Source organism: Metabacillus flavus (assembly GCF_018283675.1).
Classification (GTDB): Bacteria; Bacillota; Bacilli; order Bacillales; family Bacillaceae; genus Metabacillus_B; species Metabacillus_B flavus.
The window spans coordinates 106,670-130,096 of the sequence record NZ_JAGVRK010000001.1 but is presented as its reverse complement, the minus strand read 5'-3'; the positions used below and the strand labels follow the sequence as shown (position 1 = coordinate 130,096).

At 46.9% G+C, this 23,427-nt stretch carries 20 protein-coding genes, 2 tRNA genes, 3 rRNA genes and 1 other annotated feature; of the genes, 1 reads left to right on the top strand and 24 read right to left on the bottom strand.

Translation table 11 applies throughout. The features are described 5' to 3' along the window. Window positions 1-186: 186 nt before the first annotated feature. The 19 genes from secE to J9317_RS00595 all read right to left on the bottom strand — a co-directional run bounded on the left by secE (window position 187) and on the right by J9317_RS00595 (window position 17,435). The gene (secE, locus tag J9317_RS00685) at window positions 187-369 is read right to left on the bottom strand and encodes a preprotein translocase subunit SecE (protein ID WP_035406745.1); all 183 of its coding nucleotides are present in this window, start codon (window positions 367-369) and stop codon (window positions 187-189) included. 153 nt (window positions 370-522) lie between these two features. Continuing rightward, the gene (rpmG, locus tag J9317_RS00680; RefSeq protein WP_035406742.1) at window positions 523-672 is read right to left on the bottom strand and encodes a 50S ribosomal protein L33; all 150 of its coding nucleotides are present in this window, start codon (window positions 670-672) and stop codon (window positions 523-525) included. Window positions 673-754: 82 nt separating this feature from the next. After that, on the bottom strand, window positions 755-1,411 hold the full coding sequence (gene sigH / locus J9317_RS00675) for an RNA polymerase sporulation sigma factor SigH (RefSeq protein ID WP_211555715.1): 657 nt from the start codon (window positions 1,409-1,411) through the stop codon (window positions 755-757). Between the two features lie 66 nt (window positions 1,412-1,477). Further along, window positions 1,478-1,987, bottom strand: a complete 510-nt coding sequence (locus J9317_RS00670; RefSeq protein WP_211555713.1) for an NYN domain-containing protein — start codon at window positions 1,985-1,987, stop codon at window positions 1,478-1,480. A gap of 5 nt (window positions 1,988-1,992) precedes the next feature. Beyond that, window positions 1,993-2,739 (bottom strand): 23S rRNA (guanosine(2251)-2'-O)-methyltransferase RlmB, encoded by a 747-nt coding sequence (rlmB, locus tag J9317_RS00665; protein WP_211562016.1) that lies wholly within the window; start codon window positions 2,737-2,739, stop codon window positions 1,993-1,995. Then, window positions 2,739-3,155, bottom strand: a complete 417-nt coding sequence (locus J9317_RS00660; protein WP_211555711.1) for a Mini-ribonuclease 3 — start codon at window positions 3,153-3,155, stop codon at window positions 2,739-2,741. The genes rlmB and J9317_RS00660 overlap by 1 nt, the downstream gene beginning before the upstream one ends. Before the next feature lie 4 nt (window positions 3,156-3,159). Continuing rightward, window positions 3,160-4,557 (bottom strand): cysteine--tRNA ligase, encoded by a 1,398-nt coding sequence (cysS, locus tag J9317_RS00655; RefSeq protein ID WP_211555709.1) that lies wholly within the window; start codon window positions 4,555-4,557, stop codon window positions 3,160-3,162. Beyond that, window positions 4,508-5,239: a serine O-acetyltransferase gene (gene cysE, locus J9317_RS00650; RefSeq protein WP_211562015.1), complete on the bottom strand. Its 732-nt coding sequence runs from the start codon at window positions 5,237-5,239 to the stop codon at window positions 4,508-4,510. The genes cysS and cysE overlap by 50 nt, the downstream gene beginning before the upstream one ends. A 109-nt stretch (window positions 5,240-5,348) precedes the next feature. Continuing rightward, window positions 5,349-5,575 (bottom strand) — a binding site (T-box leader). A gap of 36 nt (window positions 5,576-5,611) precedes the next feature. After that, window positions 5,612-7,069, bottom strand: coding sequence for a glutamate--tRNA ligase (gene gltX / locus J9317_RS00645; protein ID WP_211555707.1), 1,458 nt, complete (start codon window positions 7,067-7,069; stop codon window positions 5,612-5,614). Window positions 7,070-7,172: 103 nt separating this feature from the next. Further along, window positions 7,173-7,649 carry a 2-C-methyl-D-erythritol 2,4-cyclodiphosphate synthase gene (ispF, locus tag J9317_RS00640; RefSeq protein ID WP_211555705.1) on the bottom strand — a complete coding sequence of 159 codons (477 nt, stop codon included), beginning with the start codon at window positions 7,647-7,649 and terminating at the stop codon, window positions 7,173-7,175. Continuing rightward, on the bottom strand, window positions 7,624-8,337 hold the full coding sequence (gene ispD, locus J9317_RS00635; RefSeq protein WP_211555703.1) for a 2-C-methyl-D-erythritol 4-phosphate cytidylyltransferase: 714 nt from the start codon (window positions 8,335-8,337) through the stop codon (window positions 7,624-7,626). Before ispD ends, ispF begins: the two co-directional genes overlap by 26 nt. A gap of 15 nt (window positions 8,338-8,352) precedes the next feature. Further along, the gene (locus J9317_RS00630; RefSeq protein ID WP_211555701.1) at window positions 8,353-9,450 is read right to left on the bottom strand and encodes a PIN/TRAM domain-containing protein; all 1,098 of its coding nucleotides are present in this window, start codon (window positions 9,448-9,450) and stop codon (window positions 8,353-8,355) included. Between the two features lie 152 nt (window positions 9,451-9,602). Continuing rightward, entirely contained in the window at window positions 9,603-10,670 is a 1,068-nt protein-coding gene (gene disA, locus J9317_RS00625) for a DNA integrity scanning diadenylate cyclase DisA (protein WP_035406713.1), read from the bottom strand. A gap of 5 nt (window positions 10,671-10,675) precedes the next feature. Then, the gene (gene radA, locus J9317_RS00620) at window positions 10,676-12,058 is read right to left on the bottom strand and encodes a DNA repair protein RadA (RefSeq protein ID WP_211555699.1); all 1,383 of its coding nucleotides are present in this window, start codon (window positions 12,056-12,058) and stop codon (window positions 10,676-10,678) included. Between the two features lie 83 nt (window positions 12,059-12,141). After that, complete coding sequence (gene clpC, locus J9317_RS00615) at window positions 12,142-14,580, bottom strand: ATP-dependent protease ATP-binding subunit ClpC (protein WP_211555697.1); 2,439 nt, start codon at window positions 14,578-14,580, stop codon at window positions 12,142-12,144. Between the two features lie 5 nt (window positions 14,581-14,585). Beyond that, window positions 14,586-15,659 carry a protein-arginine kinase McsB gene (mcsB, locus tag J9317_RS00610; RefSeq protein ID WP_211555695.1) on the bottom strand — a complete coding sequence of 358 codons (1,074 nt, stop codon included), beginning with the start codon at window positions 15,657-15,659 and terminating at the stop codon, window positions 14,586-14,588. A 1-nt stretch (window position 15,660) separates the two neighbouring features. Continuing rightward, window positions 15,661-16,212, bottom strand: a complete 552-nt coding sequence (gene mcsA, locus J9317_RS00605) for a protein-arginine kinase activator protein McsA (protein ID WP_211555693.1) — start codon at window positions 16,210-16,212, stop codon at window positions 15,661-15,663. A 21-nt stretch (window positions 16,213-16,233) separates the two neighbouring features. Then, a complete protein-coding gene (locus tag J9317_RS00600) occupies window positions 16,234-16,695 on the bottom strand; it encodes a CtsR family transcriptional regulator (RefSeq protein ID WP_211555691.1) in 462 nt (153 codons plus the stop codon). A 98-nt stretch (window positions 16,696-16,793) separates the two neighbouring features. Then, the gene (locus J9317_RS00595) at window positions 16,794-17,435 is read right to left on the bottom strand and encodes an MgtC/SapB family protein (RefSeq protein WP_249291932.1); all 642 of its coding nucleotides are present in this window, start codon (window positions 17,433-17,435) and stop codon (window positions 16,794-16,796) included. A gap of 74 nt (window positions 17,436-17,509) precedes the next feature. On the opposite strand from J9317_RS00595, the gene J9317_RS00590 reads away from it, so the two are divergent. Then, entirely contained in the window at window positions 17,510-17,650 is a 141-nt protein-coding gene (locus J9317_RS00590) for a hypothetical protein (protein ID WP_211555688.1), read from the top strand. Window positions 17,651-18,264: 614 nt separating this feature from the next. On the opposite strand, the gene rrf is transcribed toward J9317_RS00590, so the two are convergent. The 5 genes from rrf to J9317_RS00565 form a co-directional block, all read right to left on the bottom strand. After that, window positions 18,265-18,380 (bottom strand): 5S ribosomal RNA (gene rrf / locus J9317_RS00585). Between the two features lie 73 nt (window positions 18,381-18,453). Further along, window positions 18,454-21,381: ribosomal RNA gene (locus J9317_RS00580) — 23S ribosomal RNA — on the bottom strand. Between the two features lie 244 nt (window positions 21,382-21,625). Further along, a 16S ribosomal RNA gene (locus J9317_RS00575) occupies window positions 21,626-23,164 on the bottom strand. Together the 16S, 23S and 5S rRNA genes with 2 tRNA genes alongside form the textbook arrangement of a ribosomal RNA operon. A gap of 79 nt (window positions 23,165-23,243) precedes the next feature. Then, window positions 23,244-23,319 (bottom strand) — tRNA-Ala (locus J9317_RS00570). Window positions 23,320-23,329: 10 nt separating this feature from the next. Further along, window positions 23,330-23,406, bottom strand: a tRNA-Pro gene (locus J9317_RS00565). Between the last annotated feature and the right edge of the window lie 21 nt (window positions 23,407-23,427).

Here is a 23,427-nt window from a genome sequence, read left to right as displayed (position 1 = left end):
TCAGGACCTTTGTCCTTCCCTCCCCGCATTAATCAGTTTTATATGATGAATCTGCTGTGCTTGTCCCATATGTAAACAGGCAGCGCAACTTTTTTGCAAATTAAAAAACCCGCTGAACGGGTCTTTTCGAACAAAGCTGTGGATTATCATTTATTATAACACGGAAAATCCAGTTTTATTCAACAATCAGCCAACAATTAATCGAACTAGCTCAGAAATGCCCAAGTCTACGACTGCGAAAAACACAGCTGCGAAGACAACGGTTGCGATAACAACGATCGTATATCTAGTAAGCTCTTTGCCTTTTGGCCAGCTTACTTTTTTCATTTCACGACCGACATCCCCGAAGAAATTAGTAATACGTCCCATTTCGTTACCTCCAAAAATAAAGAAAATGCTCAAATGGCCTTTCCGGCTTTCTTTCTAATTTGAAAGAGGATGGCAGGCTCCGGTCGGACCTTCGATTTGTAGCTTTGCCTGTCAGGCGATGGAAAATAAAAACTGGCAAGAGTGATATAAGTCCTATTTCGTTTCGCGGTGATTCGTATGTGCATTGCACGTACCGCAGAATTTCTTCATTTCCAAGCGCTCTGTTGTGTTAGAAGTGCTTTTCATCGTTGTATAGTTGCGGCTGCCGCATTCTGTACAGCCTAAAACTACTTTTTTTCGCATGCTGGACACCTTCCGCCATGTTTCATATTCCTACAAAATGTATCATAGCGTGGTTTTTCCTGTCAATAAAGGATCGAATTTGTCACATGCTGAGTTCGCGCAGTTCCAAATATCTTTCCAGCTTTCTTTTCACCCGCTGAAGGGCATTGTCAATTGACTTAACGTGGCGGTTCAGTTCTTCAGAAATCTCCTGATAGGACCTTCCGTCCAGATAAAGAGACAGCACTTTTCTTTCAAGATCGCTCAATAGCTCAGCCATCTTTACTTCAATATCATCAAACTCTTCCTGATTGATAAACAGCTCTTCAGGATTCATAATCTTGGCTCCGGAAATGACATCCATCAATGTCCGGTCCGATTCGTCATCATAAATAGGCTTGTCCAGAGAAACATAGGAGTTAAGCGGAATGTGTTTTTGGCGGGTTGCTGTTTTGATAGCGGTAATGATTTGGCGGGTAATGCACAGTTCTGCAAAAGCTTTGAATGAGGTAAGCTTGTCCTCCTTAAAGTCACGAATGGCTTTATAAAGCCCAATCATGCCTTCCTGAACGATATCTTCCCTGTCAGCACCGATTAGAAAGTAAGATCTTGCTTTGGCCCTGACAAAATTACGGTACTTTGTAATCAAATAATCCAGTGCATCACTATCTCCATTATGAACTAACTCTACAATCTGCTCATCATCCAGAAACTGAAATTCTTCCTTGCTGAGATACCCCTTGCTGATTTGTGTATTCAAGCCGATCCCCCCGACCGCACATAGATAGCCATATTATACAGCACAAAATTTGGAACCGCAATATGATTACAGGTCTCCGCGACGCCATTTCTCAAAGGTTTTTATGACATCTTCCGACAAAGAAATTTTCGAAGGAGGCCGTTCATTTTCCATGCGCTTCACTTTTTTCTTGATGCTTTTTTCGATCGCTTCCATTTCGTTCAGCAGCTCTCTTGCCGATTTGCGCAAGGCCCCCTGCCCAAAAATGGCCCATTGTTCTGTATAGTCCGAAGTGGCTACATGGATTTGTGTCCGGATATCATTCAGTTCAGAAGCAAGCTTTTCGATTCTTTCATCAGCCGTTTCATTTTCTTTCGTAAAAATCACTTCTACCCGATAATTTCTGTGTTTCTTTTCAATTCCTTTAACAAGGTGTGCATCAAAGACGATGATAACCCTGTATTTGGTGAAAGCCTGGTATTCCGCCATTTTTTGAATGAGAAGATCTCTGGCCTGTTCAAAGTAGTCTTTTTTTAAGACTCTTAGCTCAGGCCAGGCACCGATGATGTTGTATCCATCCACGAGCAGAATGTTCATTTCCGTTAGCTCCCTAGCGGATGACGCTTCCTGAATACCTCGTACATCAGCAGGCTTGCTGCGACAGAAGCATTCAGAGAAGTAACATGTCCAGCCATAGGAAGGTTAACCAGAAAATCGCACTTTTCCTTCACCAGGCGGCTGACTCCTTTTCCTTCACTTCCAATGACAAGACCAATCGGCATGGTACCGTCCAATGTCCGGTAATCATCCGAACCTTTCGCATCTGTTCCGGCAATCCATACTCCCTTTTCTTTTAGTTCTTCAATGGCGCGGGCAAGGTTCGTTACTCTTGCAACGGGCACATATTCAATGGCTCCTGTTGAAGCCTTTGCTACAGTTGCCGTCAGGCCGACCGCTCTCCGTTTCGGAATGATGATGCCGTGAGCGCCAACTGCATCTGCAGTTCTCATGATCGATCCAAGGTTATGCGGATCCTCAAGCTCGTCCAGGATCAGGACAAATGGAGCCTCTCCCTTTTCTTCAGCCGCTTTGAGGATGTCATCTATTTCGGCATACTCATAGGCCGCAACTTGCGCCACAAACCCCTGGTGGTTTCCTTCTACCATTTGATCAAGCTTTCTTTTCGGCACTGTTTGGATGATGATGCCTCTTTCTTTCGCGATACCTGTGATTTGAAGGGCTGATCCTTTAACAGAATTCTCTGCCATCCACAATTTGTTGATTTCCCGCTCTGACCTTAATGCTTCAAGCACCGGGTTCCGCCCGATAATGTAATCTTCATGATTCATCATTTGTGCCTCCTCTCTTCCAGTAATTTAATGGCTTCTTCAGCAATTTCGTGCAGCCTGCCTTCTTTTTTTTCTAAGAACAGGAATCCGATCAGCGCCTCAAAGGAGGTACTGTATTTATACGTCATCATATCTGTATTCTTAGGCACAGTGCCAGATTTCGCGTTCCTTCCCCGCCGGAGGACTTCCAGCTCCTCCTCTGAAAAGAAAGCTGCTTCACTCATAACTTTTAATGCCTCTGCCTGCGCTTTTGCTGATACAAAAGCCTTCGCATAGCGGTGTAAATCGTTCGGCCGTCCCAGTCCCTTAGCAAGAAGGTGATGCCGTATGTATACTTCATATACGGCATCTCCTATATAGGCAAGGGCAAGGCTGTTCAGCTGCCTCGCGTTTTTTATCTTTTCTAGCTCAAGCATTCCGTTATCCTCTTTTCCATCTGGTTCCTTGCGCTGTATCTTCCAAAATGATGTTCATTTCTTTTAGCTGGTCGCGTATTTGATCGGATAAAGCAAAATCACGATCTGCCCGGGCCTGGATCCGTTTTTGAATCAGCGCATCAATCTCTTCGTCAAGCAGTCCCTGTTCACCAAATGATATCCCAATTACTTCAGCTAACGAATTGAATTCCATAAGAAGCGCATCAATGACTTCCTCGGATGTATTCGTTTCCTTCAGGTAATAGTTTGACAGCTTCGCTAGATCGAATAGGACAGAGATGCCATTCGCCGTGTTAAAGTCATCGTCCATTTCCTTAATAAAGGTTTCGCGCAGGTCCTTTGTTTTAAGGAGCCATTCACTGTTATCCCCGGTAAGATTCGCACTGCTCTCTTTGCGGTGCTTCAGGTTGGCATAAGACGTTTTAAGGCGCTCAAATGCATTTTTCGTGTTCTCAAGCAATTCCGCCGAATAGTTAATCGGATGACGGTAATGTACGGAAAGCATGAAGAACCTGAGCAGCTGCGGATCGTATTCTTTGATGATATCGTGCACCAGGACAAAGTTTCCGAGAGATTTCGACATTTTTTCATTATCAATGTTGATATATCCATTATGAAGCCAGTATTTGGCGAAAGGTTTTCCTGTGAAAGCTTCAGATTGGGCGATTTCATTTTCATGATGCGGGAAGGTAAGGTCCTGCCCTCCTGCATGAATATCGATGCTGTCGCCCAAATATTTGCGTGCCATCGCTGAGCACTCAATATGCCAGCCAGGACGGCCTTTACCCCACGGGCTATCCCAAGAGATTTCACCTTCTTTAGCTGCTTTCCACAGGACGAAATCAAGAGCATCCTGTTTCTTCTCGCCAACCTCGATCCTTGCTCCGGAACGGAGTTCGTCAATCGACTGGTGAGAAAGCTTTCCATACCCTTCAAAGGCACGGGTCTTATAATAAACATCGCCTCCGGACTCGTAGGCAAACCCCTTCTCAATCAGTGCTTCTACAAACTCAATGATGATATCCATGTTTTCGGTAACACGCGGGTGAACATCCGCATGGCTGCAGCCCAGGGCGGTTACATCTTCAAAATAGGCATCGATAAAGCGTTCCGCAATTGTCGGGACATCCTCGCCAAGTTCATTGGCTGCTTTAATCAGTTTATCGTCTACATCTGTGAAATTTGAAACAAATTGGACGTCGTAGCCCCGGAACTCCAGATATTTTCGGACGGTGTCATATACGATAGCCGGCCGGGCGTTTCCAATATGAATGTAGTTGTATACAGTCGGACCGCACACATACATTTTTACCTTGCCTTCCTCAAGCGGTTCAAATTCTTCCTTTGCGCGTGTCAGCGTGTTGTAAAGCCTGATGCCCATTTTCGTTCTTCCCTTCTTTTACCATTTCAAGTTCAGCTTTTAATTTCAGTATTTCAGCTTCTAATGTTCTAAATTTATCAGAAACGGGATCCGGAAGATCCGTATGATTCAAATCCCGTTTTATTTTTTGGCCGTTGCGGATCACGACGCGCCCAGGTATTCCGACGACCGTTGAATGATCAGGCACATCCTGAAGGACGACTGATCCCGCTCCAATCTTGGAATTCTCTCCTATTGTAATCGAACCGAGAACTTTTGCTCCTGTTGCAATCAGGGCATTATCCATAATTGTCGGATGGCGCTTCCCTTTTTCTTTCCCTGTTCCGCCCAGCGTTACCCCTTGAAAAACCGTTACATTGTTCCCGATGTCACATGTCTCTCCGATCACGACCCCCATGCCGTGATCAATGAAAAAACGCCGACCGATTTTAGCTCCGGGATGAATTTCAATTCCGGTAAAGAAACGGCTGATCTGTGAAATAGCCCTTGCCGCAAAATACAGCTTCCGCTTATAAAATGCATGGGCAAGCCGGTGCGCCCATACGGCATGCAATCCAGAATAGGTCAGAAGGACTTCCAGATAGCTTCGTGCGGCCGGATCCTGATCAAAAACAACGTCTACATCTTCCTTCAGCAGCTTGAACAATGTCTCCCCTCCTGTTTCCCCTTTATTTATAAGCATCTTGAAGCGATGGTGTTCGGTTAAACCGGCATCCTCCAAAAACCTGAATGCAGAACCAGAACGTGATTCCGCTCATTTTTCGGCATAAAAAAAGACGCCTCTGTATACGGACAGAGACGCCTTTTTGCGCGGTTCCACTCTGTTTAGGGCGATTTTAAAATCCTGCCCTCAACTTTAGACTCCTTAACGCGGAGCGAACGCTTTTGCTTACTGAACGGTTCGGCAAAAGACTCAGGAGGTGCAATTCAAGAACAGCTTCACATCAACCTCTCTCAGCCATGGAGGTTTTCTCTGGAAAGGAATTCCGTTCTCTACTATCCTCTTCAACGTTTTAAAATATTATCTATACTATATTATATTTTATTCAAAATGTTAACGCATTAAACTTGCAAGACGAGATAAAACTTTATCCTTGCCGATTAATTCAATCGATTGAGGGAGCTCAGGACCATGAGTTTGGCCTGTAACCGCAACACGGATTGGCATAAAGAGCTTTTTGCCCTTATGGCCTGTTGATTTTTGGACTGCTTTAATTGATGCCTTAATTTCATCCGCGGTGAAGGCATCAAGCTTTTCAAGCTCCTCTTTGAAGGCGGCCATTACTTCCGGCACCTGCTCTTCATCAAGTACGCTTCTTGCCTCGCGGTTGTATTCAAGCTCGTCCTTAAAGAATAGATCAGAAAGCTCAACAATTTCAGCTCCAAAGCTCATTTGCTCCTGATAAAGGGCAATCAGCTTTTTCGCCCAATCCAGTTCTTCGGCAGAAGGATTCCCGCTCACTTTTCCTGCTTTTACAAGGTGAGGAAGCGCAAGCTCTGTTACCGTTTCAAGATCGAGCTGCTTCATGTATTGGTTGTTCATCCACGTCAGCTTTTGAGTGTCAAAAACAGCCGGAGATACAGAAAGACGGTTTGGATCAAAGATTTCAGTGAATTGCTCGCGGGAGAAGATTTCTTCTTCCCCGACCGGAGACCAGCCAAGCATGGCAATAAAATTGAAAAGCGCTTCCGGCAAATACCCTAGATCCTTGTATTGTTCAATAAACTGGATAATGGATTCATCCCGCTTGCTCAATTTTTTGCGGCCCTCATTCACAATCAGCGTCATATGGCCGAATACAGGCACATCCCAGCCCAGCGCCTCGTAAATCATGATTTGTTTAGGTGTATTGGAAATATGATCATCTCCCCGCAGGATGTGGGTTATTTCCATTAGGTGATCATCAGCCGCAACCGCGAAGTTGTAAGTAGGCGTTCCATCCTTTTTCACGATAACAAAGTCGCCGATTCCATCTGATTCAAAGGAAACCTCTTCCTTGACGATATCGTTGAACTTAATAACCTGTGCTTTTGGAACACGGAAACGGATGCTCGGCTGGCGTCCCTCTGCCTCAAGCTTCGCGCGTTCTTCATCTGTCAGATTCGCGCATTTTCCGGAGTAGCGCGGCATTTCTCCGCGTGCTGTCTGCTCTTCGCGCTCCTGCTCAAGCTCTTCCTCTGTGCAGTAGCATTTGTAGGCAAGATCTTTCTCTAGAAGCTCTTCATAATACTTCTTATAAATTTCTGTCCGTTCAGACTGGCGGTAAGGCCCGTACTCTCCGCCTACATCAATGCTTTCATCCCAGTCCATGCCAAGCCATTTCAAATGCTTCAGCTGGCTTTCTTCGCCGCCTTCAATGTTTCTTTTTTTATCTGTATCTTCAATACGGATGATGAACTTTCCGTTTTGGCTTCTTGCAAAAAGATAATTAAATAAAGCTGTTCTTGCATTGCCAATATGTAAATGTCCGGTCGGACTTGGTGCATAGCGCACACGAATTTCACTTGTCATTCTTATTTACCTCCACAGATCCCTTATTGTCTTTCACAATAATGTCTAAAATCGCAATGAATACCCTTATCTTATCATTATTTGGAATGCCGCACAAAGCGGATTATTCCTTAATAAGCAGGACGGCAGCCTGTGCTGCAATTCCTTCCTGGCGTCCGGTGAATCCGAGTTTTTCTGTGGTTGTTGCCTTCACGTTCACTTGGGAAGGGTCTGCTTCCAGAAGAAATGCAATTCGATCCCTCATCTGGCCGATATATGGAGCCATTTTTGGTTTCTGAGCAATGATTGTGCAGTCCGCATTTCCGAGTTTATAGCCTTTCTCTTTCACAAGATTCCATACATACTGAAGCAGCTTCGCTGAGTCCGCATCTTTAAATTCCGGGTCTGTATCAGGGAAATGCCTGCCGATATCCCCTTCGCCTATCGCTCCAAGGACAGCATCCGCTACTGTGTGAAGCAGAACATCTGCATCAGAATGTCCAAGCAGCCCTTTTTCATAGGGAATTTCGATTCCTCCAATAATTAAAGGCCGCCCCTCTGTAAGCTGGTGAACGTCAAATCCCTGTCCGATTCGTATCATGAAGTTTTTCCCCTTTCCTTTGTTTAAGAATAGCATCTGCAATGAGCAGATCTTCCGGTGTAGTCAGCTTCAGGTTAGCATAAGACCCTGTTATAACTTGTACTTTCTTATCCAGTCTTTCAATCAGACTGGCATCATCTGTTCCTTGATAATGGTGCAGTTCGGCATCTTCATGGGCATGAAGGATCTCAGAAAGACGAAAAGCCTGTGGGGTTTGCACCGCCCACAAGCTTGATCGTTCAACTGTTTCCAGCACTTCTCCCTGTTCCACCCGCTTAATCGTATCTTTAACAGGTACGGCAAGTGTAGCAGCACCCTCCCGCTCGGCTGCTGCTGCAAGTTCCTGCAGAATCGGATACTCGATGAAGGGTCTGGCACCGTCATGAATGAAAACAATCGGTTCCGATGCATGTTTTAGCCCATTGTATACACTCTCTTGACGCTCGGCGCCGCCGCCTGCCATCTTTTTGATTTTGGAAAAGGAATAGCGCTCAATCATGTCCATGAATTCGTCCCGCTCTGCCTCGTTGATCACGAGGATGATTCCCGTACAGGAAGGGTCTGCTTCAAAAACGGATAGGGTATGGGCAATAACCGGCTTGCCTTCAAGCTCGATAAATTGCTTATTCTTTCCCGCATTCATTCGCTTTCCTTGTCCCGCAGCCGGGATGACAACTTCATAGTTCATTTCGTTTCTCCTTATTTAGAGCGCTTTTTCAAGAAGCTTTGGTTTGGCAAAAATCATTCGTCCTGCAGAAGTCTGCAATACGGATGTTACAAGGACATCGATGTGCTTGCCGATGTAATTGCGTCCGTCTTCTACGACAATCATAGTTCCATCATCCAAATAAGCTACGCCCTGATTGTGTTCTTTCCCGTCTTTGATGACCTGTACCTTCATCTCTTCACCCGGAAGAACAACCGGCTTCACAGCATTAGCTAAATCATTAATGTTGAATACCGCTACATTTTGAAGCTCGCAAACCTTATTCAAGTTGAAATCATTGGTTACAACAACACCTGAAGTCAGCTTAGCCAGTTTTACAAGCTTGCTGTCCACTTCCTGAATCTCTTCAAAATCGCCTTCGTAAATCTCAACTTTAATAGCCAATTCCTTTTGTATGCGGTTTAAAATATCAAGACCCCTGCGGCCTCTGTTTCTTTTCAGCACATCGGATGAATCAGCAATATGCTGAAGCTCTCCAAGTACGAATTGAGGGATGACAATGGTGCCTTCAAGAAAACCGGTCTGGCAGATATCTGCAATTCTCCCGTCAATAATGACGCTTGTATCGAGGATTTTCAGCTTCTTCTCCTCATACTCTGGTTCATCTTCACTGGTTCCCTTTTTCTTATTAATGCGGGCCGGCAATGAGAATAGACCAATCAGTTCATCCTTCTTCTTAAACCCTACCTGAAATCCTAGATAGCCAAGCAGCAGGGTCAGAAACACAGGAATGATCGTGCTGAACAGATACGGAATATCTTTAAACGGAATAACATTAACAAGAAGAAAAGCAATTATGAGTCCAAAAACCAATCCGAGACTTCCGAAAAGTACATCTGTTACCGGAGCTTTTACAAGGGACTCTTCCCACTTCTTAATCCAATTAACAGCGTAATCCACAAGCCAGAAAGTTGCCAGGAAGAAAATGACGGCTCCTAAAATCGCGAGTGTATACGGTGTATTCAAAAAAGGTATGTCCTGTAGATTCATAAGTTTTAGTAATGCGGGCATAAAAAAGATTCCCAATACTCCTCCTGTAATCAGAAAGAAGATTTGAACGATTCGCTGTAACATACCTTCACCTCCTTTTAACCATTATAAACAGAATACAAGAATTAAAACGTTCAGCCGTCATATTTTCAAAATTTGTAATAAGAATGAAAATAGACTGACATTTCATTTGGTTAAACAAAACTTTAATACCCTTTTTCAAATAATTAGAAACCTTACCGGTCAATCAAAGACTGCTGCTGCATTCTTTTCAGGCCTTCTTTTATTTTTCTCGCTCTTATTTCACCAATGCCCTCCACCTCATCCAACTGTTCTACGGATGCGTGAAAGATAAGTTTCAGATTGAGAAACTTTGTCACAAGATTGTCAATAATGGATGGGGGCAGACGCTGAATCTTGCTGAGAATCCGGTAGCCCCTCGGCAAAATCTGCTCCTCTGTGTTTGTATAGTGAGGATGGCCAAGCAGTTTGAAAAGCACGGAGTCTTCCAGCAAATCAAAATTCGCCAATTCCTGAAGCTGTTTAAGAACGGAGCGGGGATCCTGAAGACGGTTCAAGCTGTAGTCCTTAATAAGCAGCATCGTCTCGCCCTCGATATCCGTAACAAGCTCACTCATCTGAAGGCGGATCAGACGGCCCTCTGTCCCAAGCTCATTCACATACGTAATGATTTCGTTCTTAATCCGAAGCACCATTTCAATCCGGTGGAGAACATGCAGCACTTCTCCATAGGTCACAAGCTCTTCAAACTCCAGTGCATTCAGGCTTGCTATCGATTGATCGAAAACCGTTTTGTATTTCTCCAGGGTCTGGATTGCCTGATTGGCTTTCACCAAAATGACCCCGATATCCCTAAGAGAGTATTTATGCTCACCATGGTAAAGGGTAATGACATTTCTGCGCTGGGATATCGCAATTACGAGGCATCCGGACTGCTTTGCTACTCTTTCAGCTGTCCTGTGCCTCATACCGGTCTCAGATGAGGGAATCGACGAATCGGGCACGAGCTGGGCATTGGCAAAAAGAATTTTTTGTCCTGAATCACTTAAAATGATGGAGCCGTCCATTTTGGCCAGCTCGTACAGATGAGCAGGAGAAAAAGGAGAATGAATATAAAAACCGCCGTCCACAAGATCCTTTACTTTTTCATTGTAACCTAACACAATCAATCCGCCGGTTTTGGCTCTGAGCACGTTCTCAATCCCCTCGCGGATTGGTGTTCCTGGAGCTATGAATCTCAAAATATCTTTCAAATATCTGGCAGACTTCTGCTTATCCAACATGCTGATCATCCCCCCAGTGAATGCTGCAAGGCTTCCGCTACGCTTTTGACTCCAATTATCTTAATACCATCAGGCGGCGTCCAGCCTCCGATATTGGCTTCAGGCAAAATCACCCGCTTAAAGCCAAGCTTGGCGGCCTCCTGAACTCTTTGTTCAATTCTTGAAACTCTTCTCACCTCTCCAGTCAAACCCACTTCGCCGATAATGATATCCATCGGATTGGTCGGCACATCGCGGAAGCTCGAAGCAATGCTTACTGCAACAGCGAGATCAATTGCCGGTTCATCCAGCTTCACTCCGCCCGCTACTTTCAAGTAGGCATCCTGGTTTTGAAGAAGCAGACCGACGCGCTTTTCGAGAACCGCCATCAAAAGCGGCACCCGGTTATGGTCAATCCCCGTTGCCATCCTCCTTGGATTTCCAAAACTTGTCGGAGAGATTAATGCTTGTATTTCGACGAGGACAGGCCTCGTTCCTTCCATCGATGCAACAACTGTTGAGCCTGCAGCCCCTTTTGACCTCTCCTCCAGGAAAATTTCCGATGGATTCAAAACTTCAGCAAGGCCCGCTTCCTTCATTTCAAAAATACCCATCTCATTGGTGGAACCGAAGCGGTTTTTTACTGCACGGAGAATCCGATATGTATGATGGCGTTCGCCTTCAAAATACAGAACAGCATCCACCATATGCTCAAGCAGACGCGGACCCGCTATGGAGCCTTCCTTTGTAACATGGCCTACGATAAAAATTGCGATTCCCTTCGTCTTCGCAATTCTCATCAATTCTGCTGTACATTCCCTTACTTGCGAAACACTTCCAGGTGCAGAGGTAATCTCGCTCTGATATACGGTTTGAATGGAATCAATAACGACAAAAGCCGGCCCGGATTCATCAATGGCTTTCGTGATAAATTCCATATCGGTTTCAGCTAAAACGAGCAGCTCATCTGATGAAACATCAAGGCGGTCCGCTCGAAGCTTTGTCTGCTTAACGGATTCCTCCCCGGAAATATAAAGAACCCGGTTACCCAAATCAGCGAGCTGGGAGGATACCTGGAGAAGCAGCGTGGATTTCCCGATACCGGGATCTCCCCCGATCAGAACTAGAGAGCCCTTTACAATTCCGTTGCCAAGGACACGGTTCAATTCCTTCATTTTTGTCATAATGCGCGGTTCTGATGATGTTTCAATTTTTGTTATGGGAGATGCCTTTTGAGCGGTCTGAGCGGTATGCTGAAAGGCAGCTCTTCTTGAGCCAGTTCCGGTGCCTGTTTTAAACGTTTCTTCGTTCATCGTATTCCACGCGCCGCATCCGGGACATTTCCCCATCCATTTCGCAGACTCATAGCCGCATGACTGGCACATAAATTTCGTTTTCGTTTTTGCCATGGTCCAACCTCTCTTTTTTCCAGCTCTGTTTAAAATAGAAAGCGAGGCATACGGAATAAAATGTATGCCTCTGCTTCAACATGCTATTGATTTAATTTTTCTGCTTGTTTCACCACAAAATCGTTGCCTTCTACGTCAAGCGTAATGCTTTGCCCTTTATCAATATTGCCTCTGAGAAGCTCTTCAGATAAACGATCCTCTACATGCTTCTGAATGGCTCTGCGAAGAGGTCTCGCCCCATATTCAAGGTCTACGCCTTCCTCTGTGATCTTTTCAATGGCAGCATCTGTGAGCGACAGGGATAGGTCCTGTTCTGCAAGACGTTTAGTAAGCTGGCCGGACATAAGTGTAACGATTTCCTTCAAGTGTTTCTTCTCCAGGGAATGGAACACGATAATCTCGTCAATCCGGTTAATGAATTCAGGACGGAACGCTTTTTTCAGCTCGCCCATTACTTTCCCCTTCATGTCTTTGTAGTTCTGACTTTCATCCTGAACGTTAAAGCCGACATATTTATTCCGTTTCAGTTCGCTTGCTCCTACGTTGGATGTCATGATCAGAATGGTATTTCTGAAATCAACAGTTCTTCCTTTTGAATCAGTCAAACGGCCGTCCTCAAGAACTTGAAGCAGGATGTTAAAGACGTCCGGGTGAGCTTTTTCAATCTCATCCAGAAGGACTACGGAGTATGGCTTGCGGCGAACCTTCTCAGTCAGCTGGCCCCCTTCTTCATACCCTACATATCCGGGAGGTGAACCAACCAGACGGGAGGTTGAATGCTTCTCCATGTATTCGGACATGTCGATGCGGATCATCGCATCCTCATCGCCGAAAATGGATTCTGCAAGTGCGCGTGCAAGTTCTGTTTTACCAACACCCGTTGGTCCAAGGAAAACGAATGAACCGATTGGACGCTTAGGATCCTTCAAGCCGGCTCTCGCTCTGCGGACAGCCTTGGCTACTGCGACTACTGCTTCATCCTGGCCGATTACACGGGAGTGCAGAAGCTGCTCCATGTTCAGAAGCTTATCTGTTTCTGTCTGGGCAAGGCGTGATACAGGAACTCCTGTCCAGTTGGATACGACCATTGCAATATCTTCAACCGTCACTTCAGAATTTTCCTGGCCCTGCTTTTCTTTCCACGTTTTCTTCGTTTCATCCAGCTGTTCACGAAGTCTTTGCTCTGTATCGCGTAAAGAAGCAGCTTTTTCAAATTCCTGGCTCTGTACAGCTGCATCCTTTTCTTTTCTTACTTCTTCAAGCTTCATCTCTAATTCTTTCAAATTAGGAGGTGTAGTGAAGGAACGCAGTCTCACTTTAGATCCCGCTTCATCAATTAAATCGATTGCTTTATCCGGAAGGAATCGGTCCGAGATGTAACGGTCGGAAAGCTTAACCGCTGCATCAATCGCTTCATCTGTGATTGAAACACGGTGATGTGCTTCATAGCGGTCGCGGAGGCCGCTCAGGATTTGAATACTTTCCGCTACAGTCGGTTCATCCACTGTAATAGGCTGGAAGCGTCTTTCAAGCGCTGCATCTTTTTCAATATATTTACGGTATTCATCAAGAGTTGTAGCACCGATGCACTGAAGCTCACCGCGTGCAAGGGACGGCTTCAGAATGTTGGAAGCATCAATGGCTCCCTCTGCTCCGCCTGCACCGATCAGTGTATGAAGCTCATCAATGAAAAGAATGATATTGCCTGCCTGGCGAATCTCATCCATCACTTTTTTCAGGCGGTCCTCAAATTCTCCGCGGTATTTCGTTCCGGCAACAACCGTACCCATATCAAGTGTCATTACCCGCTTATCCCGAAGAATTTCCGGAACTTCATTTTGAACGATTTGCTGGGCAAGGCCTTCAGCAATCGCCGTTTTACCTACACCCGGTTCCCCGATAAGGACAGGGTTGTTCTTCGTTCTGCGGCTTAGCACCTCAATAACACGCTGAATTTCCTTCCCGCGTCCGATAACCGGATCAAGGCTTCCTTCGCGTGCAATCACCGTTAAATCGCGTGCCAGGCTATCTAAAGTAGGTGTATTGGCATTCGCCATCCCTCCGCCCTGATGGCCGGAAGAGGACTCATTGCTTCCGAGCAGCTGAAGAACCTGCTGCCTTGCTTTGTTTAAACTTACACCCAGATTATTAAGTACTCGAGCTGCTACTCCTTCACCTTCGCGGATTAACCCAAGAAGGATGTGCTCTGTTCCTACATAGGAATGACCAAGCTTGCGCGCTTCATCCATTGAAAGCTCAATGACCTTTTTGGCACGCGGAGTGTAATGGATGGTTTGAGAAATATCCTGGCCTCTGCCAATCAGACTTTCCACTTCTTTTTGAATTTTCTCTGAACCCAATCCAAGTGCATTCAAAGCTTTTGCAGCAATTCCTTCTCCTTCGCGTACAAGACCAAGAAGGATATGTTCTGTTCCAATATTGTTATGTCCCAGTCTAACGGCTTCTTCCTGAGCCAGTGCCAGTACTTTTTGCGCTCTCTCTGTAAATCTGCCGAACATCATACCTATCAGCCTCCATCTATCTCCATTTTTAAACGTTCACGAATTAATGCGGCTCTGCGGATATCCCGCTCATCCGGTGTCAGTCCAGTACCTGAATACTGCTGCAGAAAACCCGGCTGTGTTAAAATCATCAGTTCATTTAAAATATTTTTGGAAACGTTTTGTATTAGTCCTATATCAATTCCCAATCTAACATCGGATAAACATCTCGCTGTTTCTTTCGATTCAATGATCCTGCTGTTAGCCAAAATGCCATACGACCGATAAATGCGATCCTCAAGCTGAATTTTTGATGCTTGCAGCACCGCTTCTCTTGCAGAGCGTTCCTGGGCAATTAATTGCTGAACAACACTGAGAAGATCCTCGGCTATATCCTCTTCCGACTTTCCAAGCGTGATCTGGTTTGAAATTTGGAATAGGTTACCTAAAGCTTCGCTGCCTTCCCCGTAAATTCCTCTAACAACCAGACCAAGCTGGTTAATTGCCGGTACAATTCGGTTCATTTGCTTCGTCAAGGCGAGTGCAGGAAGATGCATCATTACAGATGCTCTCATCCCAGTGCCTACGTTAGTCGGACAGCTTGTCAGATATCCTCTATTCTCATCAAAAGCATAATCTACTTCTTTTTCAATCCAGTCATCAAGCTTCCCTGCCACTTCAAGTGCCTCTTTTACTTGAAGACCCGGGAACAAACATTGTATTCGAATGTGGTCCTCTTCATTCACCATGATACTCACTTCTTCATTAACAGAAAGCAGGCATCCGGAGAAGGATGAGTCATCTGCCAGACTCGGACTAATCAAATGCTTCTCCACCAATACCCTCTTTTGCACGGGTTCGAGCTCACTCATCTTTAGCAGGACGAAGGACCCGATATCAGGAAACGTCTGATCTGAAAACTGTTCTTCGAAAAGCTTGAGAATGTTCTGGAATTCTTCTTCTGATGCTAAGGTTGGAAAGCGGAACTGCTCTATATTCCGGGCAAGTCTCACTCTGCTGCTCAATACGATGTCTGAGTCCGGGCCTTCCTGGCTCATCCACGCACTCATTGCATTGTTCATAAAATCCTGCAATGACATCTTAAGCCTCCTCCCCTCTATCCGCATTCATTTTTCTGACAATCCCTTTAATTTCGTCCCTGAGCTCGGCTGCTTTTTCAAATTCCTCCTGTGAAATGTGATGCTGCATCTGCTTCTTCAGCTCTTCCATTTTCTTTTGGAGATGAATGCTTCCTCCAATGCGCTTAGGGATTTTGCCTCCATGAACAGTGTTGCCGCTATGAACCTTTCTTAAAATAGGCGTAATTTCACTTTGAAATGTCCGATAGCAATCCGGACATCCGAATCTGCCTGCCTTGCCGAACTCACGGAACGTCATCTTGCAGCGGGGGCATTGACGAACCTCCTCTGCCCGATACATCGAGGATGCATCAGACTTTCCAAGCTTCGTTTCAAAATTTAGAAGTCCTGATAAAAGGGAATTGATAGAAAAGCCGCCGTCGCTTCCGAATACCATCATATTACTATTCTCTTTCGCACAGTGTTCACAAATATGCACTTCTGCTTTTTCACCATTAACCACTTTGGTGAAATGGAACGTTGCCGGTCTTTCATGGCACTCCTGACAAATCAATGAGGATCACCTGCCTTACGTTTATTTATATTTAAGGGACGTCAGCATTGCCTTTAGCATTCTTGACCGTAATTCATCTCTTAAAGGCAAATCTACATAAAGAACTGAACGATCCATCACACTTATCATAATCTTAGCTTCACGCGGAGTTATAACCTGCTCCGCTGCCAGCCTCATAACAATATCCTCTGCAGATGCCTGCGGAATTCTGTCCCCTGCAAGCTCCAAAATCTGATCCAGAAGATGGGCCTCATCGTTGGACTGAACTTTAATAATCCTGATGTAGCCTCCGCCTCCGCGCTTGCTTTCAACCATATATCCCCGTTCGACAGTAAAGCGGGTATTAATCACATAATTAATCTGAGAGGGCACACACTGGAACTTATCGGCAATCTCGCTTCTCTTCAGTTCAACGATTTCTTCTTCACTCATATCGAGGACCTGCTTTAAATACTGCTCGATAATATCCGAAATGTTTCTCATCAAGCCTCCTCCTCACTTGACTTTGACTATATTTGACTAATATAAATATATGACGTCCGCGCTTTTTTTTCAACTATTTCATTCGAGGAGGCATTCCATTACGAATCCCAATCGTCCTTTTTTGATACCTCTAAGATATAAACCGGTTCATTTTGATCATTGCCGGAATTATTTATGCTCATTTTATACACAACCAGGTCATTATGCTCCAATGCCCTCAGCACTTCCTCCAGACTTTCCTCTGGCTGCACCTTTATTTTCATTCTTTCCCTTTCTTTCTTTTTATTAAAACTCCATTGCACGCGGTTCAGTAAAGAAAGGCTCATCACTACAACAATTGCCGTAAAACAAGCAAGCATATACATCCCGGCTCCTATCACCAGTCCCAGTCCGGCCGAAATCCAAATGGACGCAGCGGTTGTCAGCCCATGGATACTGCTTCCCTTAACTAAAATAGTCCCAGCCCCCAGGAAGCCAATTCCGCTAATCACATAGGATGGAATCCGGGAAGGATCAAATTGAGTACTGGGGTACTCCTCCAAGTAGTCTTCAAACCCGTAAAGAGAAAGTAGCATCAGCAAACATGCCCCTATACCAACAATTAAATGAGTTCTAAAACCTGCCGGATGCCCCTTCAATTCACGTTCTGCACCAATAAAGCCGCATAGGAAAGCCGTAAAAATAATTCTGGCCATCATCGTAAATTCTTTAGATATGATAATATCCTTCATGGTTTCCATTAATTCTCCCCTTCAAACTTTCATTCTTAAAAAATCATTCTTTTTTTATACCCTTTATGGAAGGGGGGGAAACGATGGGATTCTGGTATGGGGGCGGAGAAGTTTTGGATATATCGGCGCAAATGGGGTGGGTATCGATCGGGAGGATTTGGCGTTATGGGAAGGAACTTAGGGGGGGTGCCAGGGGCCGCCCGTATTTAGGAGGGATTGATTGAAATGGTGGATTTTTGATTACACCTCGCCCATTTTTGATCGACACTGCTGAAATGGTGAGGCATCAGGAGGGAATTGGGGCGAGAATCGAGATCCATTCCTTCGCTTAGGTACAGCATTGGACGCAGCTGGAGAGGATATTGGCTATTTCTAAGCTTATATCGACTAAAATGAGCGGATATCGACTTTTCAGGAGGATTGAACATGATCGGAAGTGATTCAGCGGCGCGCTGAATCCACCTTCTTGGGCGTTACCGTTACGATCAGGATTCTGTATCGATGATCGAAGCCGAACCTATTTATTATCGAAAAACTTCATATGTTATCGAAAACCCCCGTTTTATTATCGATTCCTCCACAATCGACATGCCTCGCGGGAATGCGGGTGCCGGCCGGATCGAGTATCCCCCTTCGCTTTTCCTTCCTCTATCCCAAGCGTATTCCTCAAAAAACCTCTCCCCGCAAAAACAAAGTTCAACCGAATCGAGTATTTGCTCCTCCTTCCTCTCCATCCCTAGCATATCCCCCTAAAACAAATTCCACCCGAATCTAGTATCCGGCTCTTCGAACCCAAACAAAAAAGGCTCACCCCAAGGGGCAAGCCTTTTTCTCATGTACCTGGCAACGTCCTACTCTCACAGGGGGAAACCCCCAACTACCATCGGCGCTAAAGAGCTTAACTTCCGTGTTCGGTATGGGAACGGGTGTGACCTCTCTGCCATAATTACCAGATATTTTGTTGAAAGATTGCTCTTTCAAAACTAGATAACGATTGCTGCACGAGTAAAGCAGCCTTACTTGAATAAAGGTTAAGTCCTCGACCGATTAGTATTCGTCAGCTGCACGTGTCACCACGCTTCCACCTCGAACCTATCAACCTGGTCATCTTCCAGGGGTCTTACTCTTGCGATGGGAAATCTCATCTTGAGGGGGGCTTCATGCTTAGATGCTTTCAGCACTTATCCCGTCCGCACATAGCTACCCAGCGATGCCTTTGGCAAGACAACTGGTACACCAGCGGTGCGTCCATCCCGGTCCTCTCGTACTAAGGACAGCTCCTCTCAAATTTCCTGCGCCCGCGACGGATAGGGACCGAACTGTCTCACGACGTTCTGAACCCAGCTCGCGTACCGCTTTAATGGGCGAACAGCCCAACCCTTGGGACCGACTACAGCCCCAGGATGCGATGAGCCGACATCGAGGTGCCAAACCTCCCCGTCGATGTGGACTCTTGGGGGAGATAAGCCTGTTATCCCCGGGGTAGCTTTTATCCGTTGAGCGATGGCCCTTCCATGCGGAACCACCGGATCACTAAGCCCGACTTTCGTCCCTGCTCGACTTGTAGGTCTCGCAGTCAAGCTCCCTTGTGCCTTTACACTCTGCGAATGATTTCCAACCATTCTGAGGGAACCTTTGGGCGCCTCCGTTACATTTTAGGAGGCGACCGCCCCAGTCAAACTGCCCGCCTGACACTGTCTCCCGGCCCGATCAGGGCCGCGGGTTAGAAGTTCAACACAGCCAGGGTAGTATCCCACCAATGCCTCCACCGAAGCTGGCGCTCCGGTTTCCAAGGCTCCTACCTATCCTGTACAAGCTGTGCCAAAATTCAATATCAGGCTGCAGTAAAGCTCCACGGGGTCTTTCCGTCCTGTCGCGGGTAACCTGCATCTTCACAGGTACTATAATTTCACCGAGTCTCTCGTTGAGACAGTGCCCAGATCGTTACGCCTTTCGTGCGGGTCGGAACTTACCCGACAAGGAATTTCGCTACCTTAGGACCGTTATAGTTACGGCCGCCGTTTACTGGGGCTTCAATTCAAAGCTTCGCTTGCGCTAACCTCTCCTCTTAACCTTCCAGCACCGGGCAGGCGTCAGCCCCTATACTTCGCCTTGCGGCTTCGCAGAGACCTGTGTTTTTGCTAAACAGTCGCCTGGGCCTATTCACTGCGGCTCTTCAAGGCTATTCACCCTAAAGAGCACCCCTTCTCCCGAAGTTACGGGGTCATTTTGCCGAGTTCCTTAACGAGAGTTCTCTCGATCACCTTAGGATTCTCTCCTCGCCTACCTGTGTCGGTTTGCGGTACGGGCACCATTTTCCTCGCTAGAAGCTTTTCTAGGCAGTGTGGAATCAGGAACTTCGGTACTTAATTTCCCTCGCCATCACAGCTCAGCCTTAACCAAGGGACGGATTTGCCTATCCCTTGAGCCTACCTGCTTGGACGCGCATATCCAACAGCGCGCTTACCCTATCCTCCTGCGTCCCTCCATTGCTCAAACGGAAAAGAGGTGGTACAGGAATCTCAACCTGTTGTCCATCGCCTACGCCTTTCGGCCTCGGCTTAGGTCCCGACTAACCCTGAGCGGACGAGCCTTCCTCAGGAAACCTTAGGCATTCGGTGGAGGGGATTCTCACCCCTCTTTCGCTACTCATACCGGCATTCTCACTTCTAAGCGCTCCACCAGTCCTTCCGGTCTGGCTTCTCAGCCCTTAGAACGCTCTCCTACCACTGTTCGTAAGAACAGTCCACAGCTTCGGTGATCCGTTTAGCCCCGGTACATTTTCGGCGCAGGGTCACTCGACCAGTGAGCTATTACGCACTCTTTAAATGGTGGCTGCTTCTAAGCCAACATCCTGGTTGTCTAAGCAACCCCACATCCTTTTCCACTTAACGGATACTTGGGGACCTTAGCTGGTGGTCTGGGCTGTTTCCCTTTCGACTACGGATCTTATCACTCGCAGTCTGACTCCCATAGATAAGTCTTTGGCATTCGGAGTTTGACTGAATTCGGTAACCCGATGAGGGCCCCTAGTCCAATCAGTGCTCTACCTCCAAGACTCTAAACCATGAGGCTAGCCCTAAAGCTATTTCGGAGAGAACCAGCTATCTCCAGGTTCGATTGGAATTTCTCCGCTACCCACACCTCATCCCCGCACTTTTCAACGTGCGTGGGTTCGGGCCTCCATTCAGTGTTACCTGAACTTCACCCTGGACATGGGTAGATCACCTGGTTTCGGGTCTACGACCACGTACTCAATCGCCCTATTCAGACTCGCTTTCGCTGCGGCTCCGTCTTTTCAACTTAACCTTGCACGTAATCGTAACTCGCCGGTTCATTCTACAAAAGGCACGCCATCACCCGTTAACGGGCTCTGACTACTTGTAGGCACACGGTTTCAGGATCTGTTTCACTCCCCTTCCGGGGTGCTTTTCACCTTTCCCTCACGGTACTGGTTCACTATCGGTCACTAGGGAGTATTTAGCCTTGGGAGATGGTCCTCCCTGCTTCCGACGGGATTTCTCGTGTCCCGCCGTACTCAGGATCCACTCAGGAGGGAACGAAGTTTCGACTACAGGGCTGTTACCTTCTTTGGCGGGCCTTTCCAGACCGCTTCTTCTACCCCGTTCCTTTGTAACTCCGTGTTGAGTGTCCTACAACCCCAGAAGGCAAGCCTTCTGGTTTGGGCTAATCCCGTTTCGCTCGCCGCTACTCAGGGAATCGCTATTGCTTTCTCTTCCTCCGGGTACTTAGATGTTTCAGTTCCCCGGGTCTGCCTTCCAGATCCTATGTATTCAGATCAGGATGCTGCTCCATTACGAGCAGCGGGTTTCCCCATTCGGAAATCTCCGGATCAACGCTTACTTACAGCTCCCCGAAGCATATCGGTGTTCGTACCGTCCTTCATCGGCTCCTAGTGCCAAGGCATCCACCGTGCGCCCTTTCTAACTTAACCTGATAACGGAAGTTATCTTCGTTAGAGCTGAAAACAGATGTTTTCAGACTTGATGTTCTCTTCATACGCAAGCGCAGAAGAAAATCGTAAGATTACTTGCTTACTCGTGTGAATGTTTGACATTCATATCGTTATCTAGTTTTCAAAGAACAAGTTTATAGAGAGAATGATCTCTCAAAACTAAACAAAGCCGAAGTGCGTCCGTTAATTGTGCACCGCATGGGTGCTGATAATTCTTCCTTAGAAAGGAGGTGATCCAGCCGCACCTTCCGATACGGCTACCTTGTTACGACTTCACCCCAATCATCTGCCCCACCTTAGGCGGCTGGCTCCCTTACGGGTTACCCCACCGACTTCGGGTGTTGCAAACTCTCGTGGTGTGACGGGCGGTGTGTACAAGGCCCGGGAACGTATTCACCGCGGCATGCTGATCCGCGATTACTAGCGATTCCGGCTTCATGCAGGCGAGTTGCAGCCTGCAATCCGAACTGAGAATGGTTTTATGGGATTCGCTTAACCTCGCGGTTTTGCAGCCCTTTGTACCATCCATTGTAGCACGTGTGTAGCCCAGGTCATAAGGGGCATGATGATTTGACGTCATCCCCACCTTCCTCCGGTTTGTCACCGGCAGTCACCTTAGAGTGCCCAACTGAATGCTGGCAACTAAGATCAAGGGTTGCGCTCGTTGCGGGACTTAACCCAACATCTCACGACACGAGCTGACGACAACCATGCACCACCTGTCACTCTGTCCCCCGAAGGGGAACCTTCTATCTCTAAAAGTGGCAGAGGATGTCAAGACCTGGTAAGGTTCTTCGCGTTGCTTCGAATTAAACCACATGCTCCACCGCTTGTGCGGGCCCCCGTCAATTCCTTTGAGTTTCAGTCTTGCGACCGTACTCCCCAGGCGGAGTGCTTAATGCGTTAGCTGCAGCACTAAAGGGCGGAAACCCTCTAACACTTAGCACTCATCGTTTACGGCGTGGACTACCAGGGTATCTAATCCTGTTCGCTCCCCACGCTTTCGCGCCTCAGCGTCAGTTACAGACCAGAGAGTCGCCTTCGCCACTGGTGTTCCTCCACATCTCTACGCATTTCACCGCTACACGTGGAATTCCACTCTCCTCTTCTGTACTCAAGTCCTCCAGTTTCCAATGACCCTCCCCGGTTGAGCCGGGGGCTTTCACATCAGACTTAAAAGACCGCCTGCGCGCGCTTTACGCCCAATAATTCCGGACAACGCTTGCCACCTACGTATTACCGCGGCTGCTGGCACGTAGTTAGCCGTGGCTTTCTGGTTAGGTACCGTCAAGGCGCGGGCAGTGACTCCCGCACTTGTTCTTCCCTAACAACAGAGCTTTACGATCCGAAAACCTTCATCACTCACGCGGCGTTGCTCCGTCAGACTTTCGTCCATTGCGGAAGATTCCCTACTGCTGCCTCCCGTAGGAGTCTGGGCCGTGTCTCAGTCCCAGTGTGGCCGATCACCCTCTCAGGTCGGCTACGCATCGTCGCCTTGGTGAGCCATTACCTCACCAACTAGCTAATGCGCCGCGGGCCCATCTGTAAGTGACAGCATAACCGTCTTTTATCTTCGAACCATGCGGTTCGAAAAGTTATCCGGTATTAGCTCCGGTTTCCCGGAGTTATCCCGGTCTTACAGGCAGGTTGCCCACGTGTTACTCACCCGTCCGCCGCTGACCTCCGAAGAGGTCCGCTCGACTTGCATGTATTAGGCACGCCGCCAGCGTTCGTCCTGAGCCAGGATCAAACTCTCCAAAAAGTAGTTTGACTAGCTCTTGTTTGTTGCTCTTGAATTAACGTTGGCACTTCGATTTGTTTAGTTTTCAAAGATCATAAAATGGTGGAGCCTAGCGGGATCGAACCGCTGACCTCCTGCGTGCAAGGCAGGCGCTCTCCCAGCTGAGCTAAGGCCCCAAATTATAGATGGTCGGGAAGACAGGATTCGAACCTGCGACCCCTTGGTCCCAAACCAAGTGCTCTACCAAGCTGAGCTACTTCCCGAACCTTAATTGAGTATAATGA

Bases quoted from the DNA above. Each gene is read 5' to 3' on its own strand.
- mcsB (WP_211555695.1), bottom strand. From the start codon at position 15,659: ATGTCATTGCAGGATTTTATGAACAATGCAATGAGTGCGTGGATGAGC.
- radA (WP_211555699.1), bottom strand. From the start codon at position 12,058: ATGGCAAAAACGAAAACGAAATTTATGTGCCAGTCATGCGGCTATGAG.
- disA (WP_035406713.1), bottom strand. From the start codon at position 10,670: ATGTTGGATAAGCAGAAGTCTGCCAGATATTTGAAAGATATTTTGAGA.
- J9317_RS00670 (WP_211555713.1), bottom strand. From the start codon at position 1,987: ATGAACATTCTGCTCGTGGATGGATACAACATCATCGGTGCCTGGCCT.
- J9317_RS00660 (WP_211555711.1), bottom strand. From the start codon at position 3,155: ATGCTTGAGCTAGAAAAGATAAAAAACGCGAGGCAGCTGAACAGCCTT.
- J9317_RS00600 (WP_211555691.1), bottom strand. From the start codon at position 16,695: ATGAGAAACATTTCGGATATTATCGAGCAGTATTTAAAGCAGGTCCTC.
- clpC (WP_211555697.1), bottom strand. From the start codon at position 14,580: ATGATGTTCGGCAGATTTACAGAGAGAGCGCAAAAAGTACTGGCACTG.
- rpmG (WP_035406742.1), bottom strand. From the start codon at position 672: ATGCGAAAAAAAGTAGTTTTAGGCTGTACAGAATGCGGCAGCCGCAAC.
- J9317_RS00595 (WP_249291932.1), bottom strand. From the start codon at position 17,435: ATGGAAACCATGAAGGATATTATCATATCTAAAGAATTTACGATGATG.
- secE (WP_035406745.1), bottom strand. From the start codon at position 369: ATGGGACGTATTACTAATTTCTTCGGGGATGTCGGTCGTGAAATGAAA.
- gltX (WP_211555707.1), bottom strand. From the start codon at position 7,069: ATGACAAGTGAAATTCGTGTGCGCTATGCACCAAGTCCGACCGGACAT.
- rlmB (WP_211562016.1), bottom strand. From the start codon at position 2,739: ATGAATCATGAAGATTACATTATCGGGCGGAACCCGGTGCTTGAAGCA.
- ispF (WP_211555705.1), bottom strand. From the start codon at position 7,649: ATGATACGAATCGGACAGGGATTTGACGTTCACCAGCTTACAGAGGGG.
- cysS (WP_211555709.1), bottom strand. From the start codon at position 4,557: ATGGGCATCAGGCTTTACAACACGCTGACACGCGCAAAGGAAGAATTT.
- J9317_RS00630 (WP_211555701.1), bottom strand. From the start codon at position 9,450: ATGTTACAGCGAATCGTTCAAATCTTCTTTCTGATTACAGGAGGAGTA.
- cysE (WP_211562015.1), bottom strand. From the start codon at position 5,239: ATGCTTATAAATAAAGGGGAAACAGGAGGGGAGACATTGTTCAAGCTG.
- ispD (WP_211555703.1), bottom strand. From the start codon at position 8,337: ATGAACTATGAAGTTGTCATCCCGGCTGCGGGACAAGGAAAGCGAATG.
- J9317_RS00590 (WP_211555688.1), top strand. From the start codon at position 17,510: ATGGGATTCTGGTATGGGGGCGGAGAAGTTTTGGATATATCGGCGCAA.